General features: G+C 72.3%; 14 protein-coding genes. 13 read left to right on the top strand and 1 reads right to left on the bottom strand.

Annotation, left to right across the window (positions count from 1 at the left end; all coding sequences use genetic code 11):
- Window positions 1-80 precede the first annotated feature (80 nt).
- The 6 genes from rpe to ABZ464_RS35620 all read left to right on the top strand — a co-directional run bounded on the left by rpe (window position 81) and on the right by ABZ464_RS35620 (window position 4,695).
- Window positions 81-767, top strand: a complete 687-nt coding sequence (gene rpe / locus ABZ464_RS35645) for a ribulose-phosphate 3-epimerase (protein WP_359284213.1) — start codon at window positions 81-83, stop codon at window positions 765-767.
- Between the two features lie 149 nt (window positions 768-916).
- The gene (locus ABZ464_RS35640) at window positions 917-1,960 is read left to right on the top strand and encodes a sugar-binding domain-containing protein (RefSeq protein WP_359284210.1); all 1,044 of its coding nucleotides are present in this window, start codon (window positions 917-919) and stop codon (window positions 1,958-1,960) included.
- A 72-nt stretch (window positions 1,961-2,032) separates the two neighbouring features.
- A complete protein-coding gene (locus ABZ464_RS35635; RefSeq protein WP_359284207.1) occupies window positions 2,033-2,338 on the top strand; it encodes a barstar family protein in 306 nt (101 codons plus the stop codon).
- 130 nt (window positions 2,339-2,468) lie between these two features.
- A complete protein-coding gene (locus tag ABZ464_RS35630; protein ID WP_359284276.1) occupies window positions 2,469-3,908 on the top strand; it encodes a GuaB1 family IMP dehydrogenase-related protein in 1,440 nt (479 codons plus the stop codon).
- A 192-nt stretch (window positions 3,909-4,100) separates the two neighbouring features.
- Window positions 4,101-4,232 carry a hypothetical protein gene (locus ABZ464_RS35625; RefSeq protein WP_359284205.1) on the top strand — a complete coding sequence of 44 codons (132 nt, stop codon included), beginning with the start codon at window positions 4,101-4,103 and terminating at the stop codon, window positions 4,230-4,232.
- A 10-nt stretch (window positions 4,233-4,242) separates the two neighbouring features.
- The gene (locus tag ABZ464_RS35620) at window positions 4,243-4,695 is read left to right on the top strand and encodes an Lrp/AsnC family transcriptional regulator (protein ID WP_359001030.1); all 453 of its coding nucleotides are present in this window, start codon (window positions 4,243-4,245) and stop codon (window positions 4,693-4,695) included.
- Window positions 4,696-4,700: 5 nt separating this feature from the next.
- Here the strand turns inward: ABZ464_RS35620 and ABZ464_RS35615 are convergent, their stop codons facing one another.
- On the bottom strand, window positions 4,701-5,441 hold the full coding sequence (locus ABZ464_RS35615; protein WP_359284203.1) for a GntR family transcriptional regulator: 741 nt from the start codon (window positions 5,439-5,441) through the stop codon (window positions 4,701-4,703).
- A gap of 220 nt (window positions 5,442-5,661) precedes the next feature.
- On the opposite strand from ABZ464_RS35615, the gene ABZ464_RS35610 reads away from it, so the two are divergent.
- The 7 genes from ABZ464_RS35610 (at window position 5,662) to ABZ464_RS35580 (ending at window position 13,266) form a co-directional block, all read left to right on the top strand.
- Entirely contained in the window at window positions 5,662-6,807 is a 1,146-nt protein-coding gene (locus ABZ464_RS35610; protein ID WP_359284200.1) for an extracellular solute-binding protein, read from the top strand.
- A complete protein-coding gene (locus ABZ464_RS35605) occupies window positions 6,804-7,700 on the top strand; it encodes an ABC transporter permease subunit (RefSeq protein ID WP_359284197.1) in 897 nt (298 codons plus the stop codon). The genes ABZ464_RS35610 and ABZ464_RS35605 overlap by 4 nt, the downstream gene beginning before the upstream one ends.
- Window positions 7,688-8,500, top strand: a complete 813-nt coding sequence (locus ABZ464_RS35600; RefSeq protein ID WP_359284195.1) for an ABC transporter permease subunit — start codon at window positions 7,688-7,690, stop codon at window positions 8,498-8,500. The genes ABZ464_RS35605 and ABZ464_RS35600 overlap by 13 nt, the downstream gene beginning before the upstream one ends.
- Window positions 8,501-8,503: 3 nt before the next feature.
- Window positions 8,504-9,577 (top strand): ABC transporter ATP-binding protein, encoded by a 1,074-nt coding sequence (locus tag ABZ464_RS35595; RefSeq protein WP_359284192.1) that lies wholly within the window; start codon window positions 8,504-8,506, stop codon window positions 9,575-9,577.
- A gap of 43 nt (window positions 9,578-9,620) precedes the next feature.
- The gene (locus tag ABZ464_RS35590; protein ID WP_359284189.1) at window positions 9,621-11,090 is read left to right on the top strand and encodes an HAD-IA family hydrolase; all 1,470 of its coding nucleotides are present in this window, start codon (window positions 9,621-9,623) and stop codon (window positions 11,088-11,090) included.
- A 55-nt stretch (window positions 11,091-11,145) separates the two neighbouring features.
- Window positions 11,146-12,282, top strand: a complete 1,137-nt coding sequence (locus ABZ464_RS35585; RefSeq protein ID WP_359284273.1) for an MFS transporter — start codon at window positions 11,146-11,148, stop codon at window positions 12,280-12,282.
- A 204-nt stretch (window positions 12,283-12,486) separates the two neighbouring features.
- Entirely contained in the window at window positions 12,487-13,266 is a 780-nt protein-coding gene (locus ABZ464_RS35580) for a carbon-nitrogen hydrolase family protein (protein ID WP_359284186.1), read from the top strand.
- Window positions 13,267-13,271 lie beyond the last annotated feature (5 nt).

Here is a 13,271-nt window from a genome sequence, read left to right as displayed (position 1 = left end):
TCAGCCCACCACGCACCCGCACCCGACAACGAAAGGGGACCAATGCGGCTCACCCCCGGAGGGCATGGCACGCTTGGGGCATGGCCGCGCAGATCAACCCCAGCATTCTGTCCGCCGACTTCGCCCGCCTCGCGGACGAGGCGAAGGCGGTCGAAGGAGCCGACTGGCTCCATGTCGACGTCATGGACAACCATTTCGTCCCGAACCTCACGCTCGGTGTGCCGGTCGTAGAGTCCCTGGCCCGTGCGACGGACACTCCGCTGGACTGCCATCTGATGATCGAGGCCCCCGATCGCTGGGCCCCGCAGTACGTCGAGGCGGGTGCCTCGTCCGTCACTTTCCACGTCGAGGCGGCCGCCGCGCCGGTGCGACTCGCCCGCGAGATCCGCGCGAAGGGCGCCCGTGCCTCCATGGCGCTCAAGCCCGCGACGCCCATCGAGCCGTACGAGGACCTGCTGCCCGAACTCGACATGCTGCTGATCATGACGGTCGAGCCGGGCTTCGGGGGCCAGGCGTTCCTCGACATCATGCTCCCGAAGATCCGCCGTACCCGCGAGTTGATCAGCAAGCACGGCCTCGAGCTGTGGCTCCAGGTCGACGGCGGCGTCTCGGCGTCGACGATCGAGCGGTGCGCGGAGGCCGGCGCGGACGTGTTCGTCGCCGGATCCGCGGTGTACGGCGCCGAGGACCCCGCCGAGGCGGTCCGCGCCCTGCGCGCCCAGGCGGAGGCGGAGACCGCGAGGGCGAGCTGGGCCTGCGCCCACTGAGCTGCGGCCCGCTGAACAGCGGGCTGACGCGCTGCGTAACCCACTGAACACGCAGCTCGTGCGGACACTGGGCCACAGGAACGTGAACGGCTCCCATCAGGGCTGATCAAGTGCGCCGGATCTGCAAGGATGAACCGCGTATCCAGAGTGTGAACAGCAGTGAGGAGATCGCCGTGTCGGGTATGTCGGCGGGCCGGTCAGCCATGCGGATGGGACCCGCAGAGCTGGTGCAGGCGGCGGCCATGGCCCGCCGCTTCTACCTTGAGGGCAAGTCCAAGATCCAGATCGCGGAGGAGTTCGGCGTCAGCCGCTTCAAGGTGGCCAGGGTCCTGGAGACCGCCCTCGAACGGGATCTCGTACGGATCGAGATCCGCGTGCCGGCCGAGCTGGACGCCGAGCGCTCCGACGCGCTCCGCGCCCGCTACGGCCTCAGGCACGCCGTGGTCGTCGAGTCCCCGGCGGAGGCCGAGGACTCGCCCGACCCCGAGAACCTGGGAGAGGTGGCCGCCGACCTGCTCGGCGAGCTGGTGAACGAAGGGGACGTCCTGGGCCTTGCCTGGGGCCGCTCCACCATCCACATGGCGGCGGCCCTGGACCGGCTGCCGCCCTGCACGGTGGTGCAGCTGACGGGCGTGTACGACGCGGGGACCGCCGAGCGCGGCTCCGTCGAGGCCGTCCGCCGCGCCGCCCAGGTGTCCGGCGGCGACGCGCACCCCATCTACGCGCCGATGCTGCTCCCGGACGCGGCCACCGCGGCCGCGCTGCGCCACCAGACCGGGATCGCCCGGGCCTTCGAGTACTTCGACAAGGTCACGGTCGCCTGTGTCTCCATCGGCTCCTGGGAGCCCGGCATCTCGACGGTGCACGACATGCTCAGCGACGAGGAGCGGGCCCACTACGCCTCGCTCGGTGTCGCCGCCGAGATGTCCGCGCACCTCTTCGACGCCGACGGCCGCCGGGTCGGACGGGACCTGGGCGAGCGGTGCATCACGGTCAAGGCCGACCAGCTCCGCCGGGTCCCCGAGGTCGTCGCGATCGCGGGCGGGCAGCGCAAGGCGGCCGCGATCGACGCGGTGCTGCGGTCCGGACTCGTCACCAGTCTGGTCACGGACACCTCCGCGGCCGACTATCTGATGACGGCGGGACCGACGCCGAAGCCCGCCCTCAACCGGGCGGACCCGGACGGGATCTGAGAGAAGATCAGAAGGGGGCGGTCCTCTCGGCCGCCCCTTTCCGCAATCACGACTGCTCAGGACGGTGCCTGGATGACGGAGCACGTGCTCACGCTGGATCTCGACGGGGTCATGGACAAGGCGGCCCTGATGGACCGCTGTGTACGGGACCTCGAACTGCCCGACTGGTTCGGCCGCAACTGGGACGCCCTCGCCGACAGCCTCACCGATCTGCCGGACCGGCCCGAGTCCGGGCCGGTGCTGGTCGTCGTACGGAACTGGCAGTCGTACGCGAAGGCGCGTCCGGAGGAGTGGGAGATCGCGCAGGAGGTGTTCTCCTCGGCGGTGAACCATGTGCCGGAGCTCTCCGTGGTGCTGGCCCTCGGAGGATCCTCCTAACCGCCTCTGAGCTGCTTGGACGTTCTGTCCGGGCCCCGCGTCGCGGTCGTCATGGGACAATGAAGTACGTGCTCTTCCCCCTGGCTGACCTGTCAGGGGGTCACCTCTGAACGACTGGGATGTGCAGCACGTGCGTTTCCTCAACGACATCCAGCCCGCGTACGACCTCACCTACGACGACGTCTTCATGGTGCCGAGCCGCAGCGCGGTCGGGTCGCGGCAGGGGGTGGACCTCTCCTCCCCGGACGGCACGGGCACCACGATCCCGCTGGTCGTCGCCAACATGACGGCCGTCGCCGGACGCCGGATGGCCGAGACGATGGCGCGGCGCGGCGGACTCGTCGTGATCCCGCAGGACATCCCGAACGACGTCGTCACCGATGTGATCACCTGGGTCAAGAGCCGCCACCTCGTGCTGGACACGCCGATCGTGCTCGCCCCGCACCAGACCGTCGCGGACGCCCTCGCCCTGCTGCCCAAGCGGGCGCACAACGCGGGCGTCGTCGTCGACGAGGACCACCGGCCGGTCGGTGTCGTCACCGACCAGGACCTCAGCGGCGTCGACCGCTTCACCCAGCTCGAGGTCGTCATGTCCCGCGACCTGCTCCTCCTCGACGCCGCCATCGACCCCCGCGAGGCCTTCAACATCCTCGACGCGGCCAACCGGCGCTACGCGCCCGCCGTGGACGGGAACGGCCGCCTCGCCGGCATCCTCACCCGCAAGGGCGCCCTGCGCGCCACGCTGTACACGCCGGCCGTCGACGCGCGCGGCAGGCTGCGCATCGCCGCCGCCGTCGGAATCAACGGCGATGTCGCGGGCAAGGCCAAGGAACTGCTCGACGCGGGCGTCGACACGCTCGTCATCGACACCGCGCACGGCCACCAGGAGTCGATGATCAGCGCCATCCGCACCGTGCGCGCGCTCGACCCGCAGGTGCCGATCGCGGCGGGCAACATCGTCTCCGCCGAGGGCGTCAAGGACCTGATCGAGGCGGGCGCGGACATCATCAAGGTCGGCGTCGGCCCGGGCGCCATGTGCACCACCCGGATGATGACCGGCGTGGGCCGGCCGCAGTTCTCGGCGGTGCTGGAGTGTGCCGCCGAGGCGAGGAAGTACGGCAAGCACGTCTGGGCCGACGGCGGGGTCCGGCACCCGCGTGACGTCGCCATGGCGCTGGCCGCCGGTGCGTCCAATGTGATGATCGGGTCGTGGTTCGCGGGGACGTACGAGTCGCCGGGCGACCTTCAGCACGACGCCAACGGGCGGCCGTACAAGGAGTCCTTCGGGATGGCCTCGGCGCGGGCCGTGCGCAACCGTACGGCCGAGGAGTCGGCCTACGACCGGGCCCGCAAGGCGCTGTTCGAGGAGGGCATCTCGACGTCGCGGATGTTCCTCGACGCGGCGCGGCCGGGGGTGGAGGATCTGGTGGACTCGATCATCGCGGGTGTGCGGTCTTCGTGCACCTACGCGGGTGCGGGGTCTCTGGAGGAGTTCGCCGAGAAGGCCGTGGTGGGTGTGCAGAGCGCTGCCGGTTATGCGGAGGGGAAGCCGTTGCACGCCAGCTGGTAGGCCGGATGACGGGTGCGGGTGCTGGGGCGAGTACCTGAACGAGCTGCTCGACGGGACCCTCGGGGTGACCAACTACGCGCACTTCATGCCGCTGGGCATGGCGGGCGTCAGCGCGGCCGGGGCCACGCTGTTCTTCTCGTACATCGGCTTCGACGCCGCCTCCACCTTCGGCGAGGAGGCGATACCCTCCGGGTGCCGCTGTCGCCGGGGCTGCCCGCCCTGGGCCTCGCCTTCTGCGTCTGGATGGCCGTCGGGCTCGTGTTCTACTTCGTGTACGGCCAACGCCGCTCCCGACTCGCCACACCCGCACCAGCTGAGAAGTGAACCACCCATCGTGCTGAACGATCTCGACGAACGCATCGTGCACGCCCTCGCCGAGGACGCCCGCCGTTCCTACGCGGACATCGGCAACCTGGTCGGTCTGTCCGCGCCCGCCGTGAAGCGGCGCGTGGACCGGCTGCGGGCGACCGGCGCCATCACCGGCTTCACCGTGCGGGTGGATCCGGCGGCGCTCGGCTGGGAAACCGAGGGGTTCGTCGAGATCTACTGCCGGCGCAACACCTCGCCGGAGACGATCCAGCGGGGCCTGGAGCGCTACCAGGAGGTCGTGGCCGCCTCCACGGTCACCGGTGAGGCCGACGCGGTCGCCCAGGTCTTCGCCGCCGACATGCGCCACTTCGAGCGGGTCCTGGAGCGGATCGCGGGGGAGCCGTTCGTGGAACGGACGAAGTCCGTGCTGGTGCTGTCCCCCCTGCTGCGCCGCTTCTCCTCCGGCTCGCCCACCTGAGCCCTTCAGCCGGCCGTCTTGCGCGCCAGCGCGTTGTTGCCGATCGAGTTGTGGACGCTGAAGCTCACCGCGTCCGAGCGGTAGCGGTCGTCGGACCATTCCACGGGGCGGCCCTCGTGGGTCGTGGTGACCCGGCGGACCCGCAGCAGCGGGCTGGTGCGGCGGACGCCGAGGAGTTCCGCGTCCTGGGCGCCCGCCGCCACCGCGTCGATGACGTGCTCGCCGTAGGCGAAGACCAGCCCGGTGTCGTCCAGCAGCCGCTGGGTCACCGAGGGGCAGTCCGGCTCGATCGGCTCGACGGCGGGGGAGATCCAGTCGGCGTAGACGGTCCGCTCGAGGAGGACCGGTTCGCCGTCCAGACCGCGTACCCGTAGGACGTGCAACACCTGTGTGCCGAGGGGGAGCTGGAGGCGGACGGCGTCCTCGTGGGTGGCCGGGTGGTACTGCTGGACCACCACCTGGCCGGTCGCCTCGCGGCCCATGGCCCGCGCCCACTGGGCGAAGCTGCGCAGTTCCGCGAAGCTCTGGCTGCGGCGGCTGGCCAGCACCACCCGCCGGGCGCCCTGGCGGGAGCCGATGAGCCCCTCGGCGGTCAGCGCCGCCACGGCCTGGCGGACCGTCCCGCGCGAGACTCCGTAGCGGGCCGCGAGGTCGGTCTCGGCGGGCAGCCGGGCGCCCACCGTGTACTCCTCGCGGTCGATCGCCCGACGCAGCTCGTCGGCGATCTCCTCGTGTCGGGCCGCCATGCTTCCCCTTCGCTCTCAGCTGCTGTGCACAGCTTGACCAGCCTAGTCGACATCGAAACGTGATGAAGAGCAGCCCGGAGTGTGCGCGAAATAAGGGACCAGGGTTTCGCCGGAGTTAACCGGGGGGACATCAGCGGCGTGGTTACTGAGGCCAACTTGTTCAGACAAGTTTGCCCCGTCTCCTGATCTCCCGCACCCTCGCGCGTCCCCTGGAGAAGCCGTGACCGTGTCCCTGCCGAGAACCGCCGCCCTCGGTGTCATCGCCACCCTCGCCCTGAGCGCCTGTGGCGCCGCCCCCGACAACTCCACCACCACCGCCGACGGCAAGAACGCCGCCACGGCCACCTCCGCCGCCGACTTCGGGGGCCTCGACGCCCTGGTGAAGGCCGCGAAGAAGGAGGGCAAGCTCAACGCCATCGCGCTGCCCCGCGACTGGGCCAACTACGGCGCCCTCATCGACGGCTTCGAGAAGAAGTACGGCATCAAGATCGCCGTCGAGAACCCGGACGGCTCCAGCCAGGACGAGATCAACGCCGTGACCTCCCGCAAGGGCCAGGACCGCGCGCCGGACGTCCTCGACCTCGGCAGCTCCTTCGCCCTCAGCGCCGCCCAGCAGGGGCTGCTCGCGCCGTACAAGGTCGCCTCGTACGCCGACATCCCCGAGGGCCAGAAGGACGCGCAGGCCCGCTGGTACAACGACTACGGCGGCTACATCTCCATCGGCTGCGACGCCAAGCGCGTCAAGACCTGCCCGACCACCTTCGCCGACCTGCTCAAGCCGCAGTACAAGGGCCAGGTCGCCCTCAACGGCAACCCCACCAAGTCCGGCTCCGCCTTCGGCGGCGTCTACGCGGCGGCGCTCGCGAGCGGCGGCTCCTTCGACGACATCCAGCCCGGCCTCGACTTCTTCGCCAAGCTGAAGAAGAACGGCAACTACACGCCCGTCGAGTCCACCCCGGCCACCGTCGAGAAGGGCGAGACCCCGATCAGCATCGACTGGGACTACCTCAACGCCGGGTACGCCGACGAGTTCAAGTCCAAGGGCGTCGACTGGAAGGTCGCCGTCCCGACCGACGGCCAGTTCTCCCAGTTCTACTCCCAGGCCATCAACAAGGACGCCCCGCACCCGGCGGCCGCCCGCCTGTGGCAGGAGTACCTCTACAGCGCCGAGGGCCAGAACCTGTGGCTCAAGGGCTACGCCCGCCCGGTCCTGATGACCGCCATGGAGAAGGCCGGCACCCTCGACAAGACGGCCGCCGCCAAGCTGCCCCAGGTCTCCGGCACGCCGACCTTCCCGACCGAGGACCAGCAGAGCAAGGCCAAGACGGTGCTCGGCCAGGGCTGGGCGAAGGCCGTCTCCGGATGACGGCCACCGCCGTACGGGTCGACTCGGCGCCCGCCGCTGCGGTGAAGCGGCGGCGCCGGTCGCTCGGCTGGCTCGCGGTCGTCCCGCTGCTCGCCTTCACCGCGCTCGCCTTCGGGCTGCCCGCCCTGGCCATGCTCGACGGCGCGTTCACCGCCAAGGACCCGGCCACCGGCGCCACCTCCTACACCACCGGCAATCTGACGGCCTCGCTGCAGGGGGCGTATCTGACCGCCCTGCTCGGCAGCGTGAAGCTGTCGGCCGTCTCCGCCGCCCTCGGCACGCTGCTCGGGCTGCCGCTCGCCCAGGCCGTCGTCACCTCCCGCTTCCGCGCCCTGCGCGAGGCCGTGCTCACCGCGTCCGGGGTCCTCGCCAACTTCGGCGGCGTCCCGCTGGCCTTCGCCTTCGTCGCCACCCTCGGCAACGCGGGCGTGCTCACCCGCCACCTGGGCCTCACCGACAAGGGCTGGGACCTCTACAGCTTCTGGGGCCTGGTGATCGTCTACCTGTACTTCCTGATCCCGCTGATGGTCCTCACCATCACCCCGGCCCTGGAGGGCCTGCGCACCCAGTGGCGCGAAGCCGCCCAGAACAACGGCGCGACCCCCGTGCAGTACTGGCGGCACGTGGCCCTGCCCGTGCTGCTGCCCTCGCTGCTCGGCGGGCTCGTGCTGCTGTTCGGCAGCGCCTTCGCCGCGTACGCCACCGCCGCCGCGATGGTCGGCAGCTCCATCCCGCTGGTCACCCTCCAGATCGCCGACGCCATCTCCGGCAACGTCCTGGTCGGCCAGGAGAACGTGGCGCTCGCCCTCAGCCTCGACATGGTCCTGGTCGCCGGCCTGGTCATGGCCGTGTACCTGCCCCTGCAACGGAGGAGCGCGCGATGGCTCGCCTGACCCTGTGGCGGTGGGGCGTCCTCGGCCTCGCCGGGCTGTACTTCCTGGTCCCGCTCGCCGCGTCCGTCGTCTTCACCGTCGACGTGCCCGGCCAGGGGGTCACCTTCGACGCCTACACCCAGATCTTCTCCACCGACGGCTTCACCTCCAGCCTGCTGCTCTCGCTGGAACTGGCCGCCGCCACCATCGCCGTCGTCCTGCTGCTGATGGTGCCCGCCATGGTCGCGCTCCGGCTCGGCGCGCCCCGGCTGCGGCCGGTCGTCGAAGTGGTGTGCTCGCTGCCGCTGGTCGTCCCGCCGATCGCGTTCGTCGCCGGCATCGGGACCGTGCTCAAGTGGGGGCCCGAACACCTCTCCCGCACCCCGCTGTTCCAGACCTTCGTGGCGATCCAGAACCCGGACTTCCCCGTCGTGCTCGTCCTCGCGTACGTCGTGATGGCGCTGCCGTTCGTGTACCGGGCCCTGGACGCCGGTCTGCGCGCGGTCGACGTCCGCACCCTCGTCGAGGCCGCCCGCAGCTGCGGCGCCGGCTGGCCGCAGGCGCTGCTCCAGGCCGTGCTGCCCAATCTGCGCGGGGCCCTGCTCAACGCCTCCTTCCTCACCCTGGCCCTGGTGCTCGGCGAGTTCACCGTGGCCCAGCTGCTGGGCTTCCAGCCCTTCGCCGTGTGGATCGTGAACGTCAGCGGGTCGCAGGCCCAGCTGTCCGTCGCCGTGTCCGTGCTGAGCCTGCTCGTGACATGGGTCCTGCTCCTCGCGCTCGCCGGTGCCGGCGGGCGTACCCGAACCGCATCCCGGGGATGAACCATGACCGTGACCGCGCCCGACAAGACGGCGACGACCGCAGCCACCGTGGAATTCCGGGGCCTGCGCAGGGAGTTCGGGGCCACCGTCGCCCTCGACGGACTCGACCTGACCGTCCGCCCCGGTGAACTCCTCGCCCTGCTCGGCCCCTCCGGCTGCGGCAAGACCACCGCGCTGCGCATGCTCGCCGGGTTCGAACACCCCGACTCCGGCGAGGTGCTGATCGACGGCGAGGACGTCACCCGGGTCCCGGCGCACCGCCGCGACGCCGGGATGGTCTTCCAGTCGTACAGCCTCTTCCCGCACCTCGACGCGCTCGACAACGTGGCCTTCGGACTGCGCATGCGCAAGGTCCGCACCGCCGAACGACGGGCGCGCGCAGCCGAGTTGCTGGAGCTGGTGGGTCTCACCGACAAGGGCGGCCGGTTCCCGCACCAGCTCTCCGGCGGCCAGCAGCAGCGCGTCGCCCTGGCCCGCGCCCTCGCCCTGCGCCCGCGCGTGCTGCTCCTCGACGAGCCGCTGTCCGCGCTCGACGCCAAGGTGCGGCTCAGCCTGCGCGAGGAGATCCGCCGACTCCAGCAGGACCTCGGCATCACCACCCTCTTCGTCACCCACGACCAGGAGGAGGCCCTGTCCATGGCGGACCGGGTCGCCGTGATGCACGCCGGACGGCTCGAACAGTGCGCGCCGCCCGCCGAGCTGTACGGCCGGCCCGCCACCGCCTTCGTCGCCGAGTTCGTCGGCACGATGAGCCGCATACCCGGGCGGCTCGCCGACGGCCGGGTCGAGGTGCTCGGGCAGCGGCTGCCCGTCGACGGACCCGTGCCGGCCGACCCGGACGTCGACGTACTGGTACGGCCCGAGGCGGTCGGCGTGCGCGCCGACGGCGACGGGGACGCCCGCATCGTCGCCACGTCCTTCCTGGGCGCCGCCGTCCGCGTCACCGTCCGGCTCGCCGACGGCACCGAGGTGAAGGCCGACCTGCCCGCCCACGAGGCCGGCGGCCTCGGCGCCGGGACCGCCGTCACCGTGTCACTGCCCGAGCGGCCGGTCCTGGTCGCCGAACGTACCCCCTGATCCCCCCTCCTGTTTCCCCCCACTGCGCAGAAAGAGAGTGACCGTGACGCGACTCCCGCTCCAGGCCGTCCTGTTCGACATGGACGGCACGCTCGTCGACACCGAGCGGCTGTGGTGGGAGGCGGTGGAACAGGTGGCCGGCCGGGCCCTGACCGAGGCGGACCAGCCGGAGGTGCTCGGCCGGGCGGTGGAGCACACCGCCGACTGGCTGGCCACGACCACGGGCCGAACGGCCGCGGACCTCGCCGACACCCTCCACCGGGAGTTCGCCGACCGGGTGCGCACCGGCATCGTGCCCCGCCCCGGCGCGCTCGCCCTGCTCGACGCCCTGGCCCGCGACGGCGTGCCCACCGCCCTGGTCACCGCCTCCCCCCGCACCGTCGCCGACACCGTCCTCGAAGCACTCGGCGCCCACCGCTTCGCGATCTCCGTGACCGCCGACGACACCGAGCGCACCAAGCCCGCCCCCGACCCCTACCTCGCCGCCTGCCGCGCCCTCGGCGTCCACCCCTCGGCCTGCGTGGCCGTCGAGGACACCGAGACCGGGGTCGCCTCCGCCGAGGCGGCGGGCTGCGCGGTCCTCGCGGTCCCCTCGCTCGCACCCATCGGCCCCGCCCCCGGCCGGACCGTGCTGACCAGCCTGGAGGGCGTGACCCCCGAGCGGCTGCGCACGCTGACTCCGCCCCGGCTGCGGGTCATGACCTGGAACCTCTGGTACGGCGGCACCAAGGTCCACGACCACCGGGCCAAGCAGCTCAAGGTCATCACCGAGACCGAGGTGGACGTGGTCGGGCTGCAGGAGACGTACGGCACCGCCGCCGAGGAGCTCGCCGAGGCGCTCGGCTGGCACCACCACCGGGCCGGGGGGAACCTCGGTGTGATCAGCCGCCACCCGATCACCGCCGTCCTCGGCGACCCGGACGTGGGCTTCTACGGGGCGGCCGGGGTCCGGCTCGACGTGGCCGGCACCGAGGTCGACGTCTGGACGGTCCACCTCGACTACACGCCCTACGGGCCCTACGAGGCGGCCTTCGACGGGCTGCCGGCCACCGAGCTGATCGCGCACGAGGAGGTGCGGCTCGCCCAGCTGCGGGACGCCCTGCGCCGGCTCGACCCGGCGCTGCCGGTCGTCCTCGTCGGCGACTTCAACAGCCCCTCCCACCTCGACCGGCCGGACGTGGCCTGGCCGGTGACCGGCGCGGCCGAACGCGCCGGCCTCGCCGACTCCTACCGCGAGGCCCACCCCGACCCGGCACGGGAACCCGGACACACCTGGTCCCCGGTGCACACCGAGCACGAGGACGGCAGCGGCCGCCCCGAACCCCAGGACCGGATCGACTTCGTACTCCACCGGGGCGGCCTGCGGGTACTGGACTCCCGGACGTACGTCAGCGGCGACCCCCGGCCCTGGCCGGACGTCGAGGACAACGACTGGCCCTCCGACCACGCGGCGGTGATCACCACCTTCGCGGTCCCCGGAAACCCGCTGGGCACCGAGCCGGACGGTGTCTAACATCGGTGGCATGACCTGGCGACATTGATCCACGACCGCCCCCGGCACCCGTCGACTGACCGCCACGCTCTACGCGTACGCGTTCCTCGACGAGTTCGTGCTGCTCTACCCGGTGTACGCGCTGCTGTTCGCGGACACCGGGCTGTCCGTCGGACAGATCTCCTCCCTCTTCGTCCTGTGGTCGCTGACCGGCGTCCTGCTGGAGGTGCCCTCCGGCGCCTGGGCGGACGCCGTCTCCCGCCGACTGCTGCTCTGGCTGGGCCCGCTGCTGGGCGGCGCCGGCTTCGCCCTCTGGGTGCTCGTCCCGTCGTACTGGGCCTTCGCCGCCGGATTCGTCCTGTGGGGCGTGCGCGGGGCGCTGGGCTCCGGCGCGCTGGAGGCGCTGGTCTACGAGGAGCTGGACCGGCTCGGCGCGGCCGACCGGTACGCGCGCGTGATGGGCCGCTCCCACGCGGCCGGCCAGGTGGCCGTGACGGCGGCGACGGGCCTGGCCGGACCGGCCCTCGCGGCCGGCGGCTACCCGGCGGTCGGCGCGGCGAGCGTGCTGGCCTGTCTGCTGTGCGCCGCGACGGCGACCCGCTTCCCCGAGCACCGGACGGCCCCGGACCACGGCGAGAGCTGGGCCACGACCCTGCGGACCGGACTCGGCGACGCCCGCCGCGACCGCTCGGTGCGGGGCGCCCTGCTGCTCGTCCCGGCCGTGGCGGCGGTGTGGGGCGCGCTCGACGAGTACACACCCCTGCTGGTGCGGGACACCGGAGTGCCCGAGCCGGCCGTCCCGTACTGGCTGATGCTGATCTGGGCCGGAGTCACGGCCGGCAGCCTGCTGTCGGGCCCCGCGGAACGCCTCGGCCCGACCGGACTCGCCACCCTCCTCACCGGTTCCGCGCTCGCCCTGGCCCTCGGCGGGCTCACCGGCGCCCCCGCCGGCATCGCCCTCGTCGCCCTGGCCTTCGGCGGCTTCCAGCTGGCGACCGTCGTCGCCGACGCCCGCCTCCAGCGGCGCATCGAGGGCACCGGCCGGGCCACCCTCACCTCCGTCGCGGGCCTCGGCACCGAGGTCCTGACCATCGGCGTCTACGGCGCGTACGGCGCCCTCGGCTCGGCATTCCCGCACGGCACGGTGTTCGCGCTGTGCGCGGGGCCGTACCTGGTGACGGCGGTGGTGGTGGCCCGGGGGAGCCGTCGGTGAGGGAGCGGCGCCGGTGTGGGGGAGGCGCTGTTGGGGGCGCGCAACGATTCGCCGCGCCGCCGCCGTCGTACGCAACGATTCGCTCACCGGCGCGCAACGGCTCCTCCTTGTCCGGCCGGAGCGCCCGACCGTACCGTCTAGTAGGCGCCCCCGAAACCGTCCGGGAGGCCCCCCAACCCCCCCTTCGCCAGGTGAGGACCCCGCATGCGCACAGCCCTGCTCCAGAGCTCCGGCCGCCCCGGCTCGGTCGTCGAGAACCTCAAGGTCCTCGACGAGGCCGCGGGCCGGGCCGCCGCCGCGGGCGCCGGGCTGCTGGTCGCGCCGGAGCTGTTCCTCACCGGATACGCGATCGGCGACGACATCGCGCGCCTCGCCGAGCCCGCCGACGGCGACTCCGCGGAGGCGATCGCCGAGCTGGCCGCCCGGCACGGGGTCGCGGTCGCCTACGGCTACCCGGAGCGGGCCGACGGGACGGTGTACAACGCGGCGCAGCTGATCTCCGCCGACGGCACCCGGCTCGCCGGCTACCGCAAGACCCACCTGTTCGGCTGCTTCGAGCGCGACCACTTCACCCCGGGCGAGCAGCCGGTCGTCCAGGCCGAGCTGGGCGGGCTCACCGTCGGCCTCATGATCTGCTACGACGTCGAGTTCCCGGAGAACGTCCGCGCCCACGCCCTGGCCGGCACGGACCTCCTGCTCGTCCCGACCGCGCAGATGCACCCGTTCCAGTTCGTCGCCGAGACGATGATCCCGGTGCGCGCCTTCGAGAACCAGATGTACGTCGCCTACGTCAACCGGGTCGGCCGGGAGGGCGAGTTCGAGTTCGTCGGGCTCTCCACCCTCGCCGGTCCCGACGGGGTGGCCCGGGCCCGCGCCGGACGCGCCGAGGAACTGGTCCTCGCCGACACCGACCCCGTCGCCCTCGCCGCCTCCCGCGAGGCCAACCCGTATCTGCGGGACCGGCGTCCCGAGCTCTACGTCTGAGCCCC

This window comes from Streptomyces sp. NPDC005820, from assembly GCF_040630255.1.
Lineage (GTDB): Bacteria > Actinomycetota > Actinomycetes > Streptomycetales > Streptomycetaceae > Streptomyces.
The sequence above is the reverse complement of the archived record's forward strand: the minus strand, read 5'-3'. Positions and strand labels throughout refer to the sequence as shown.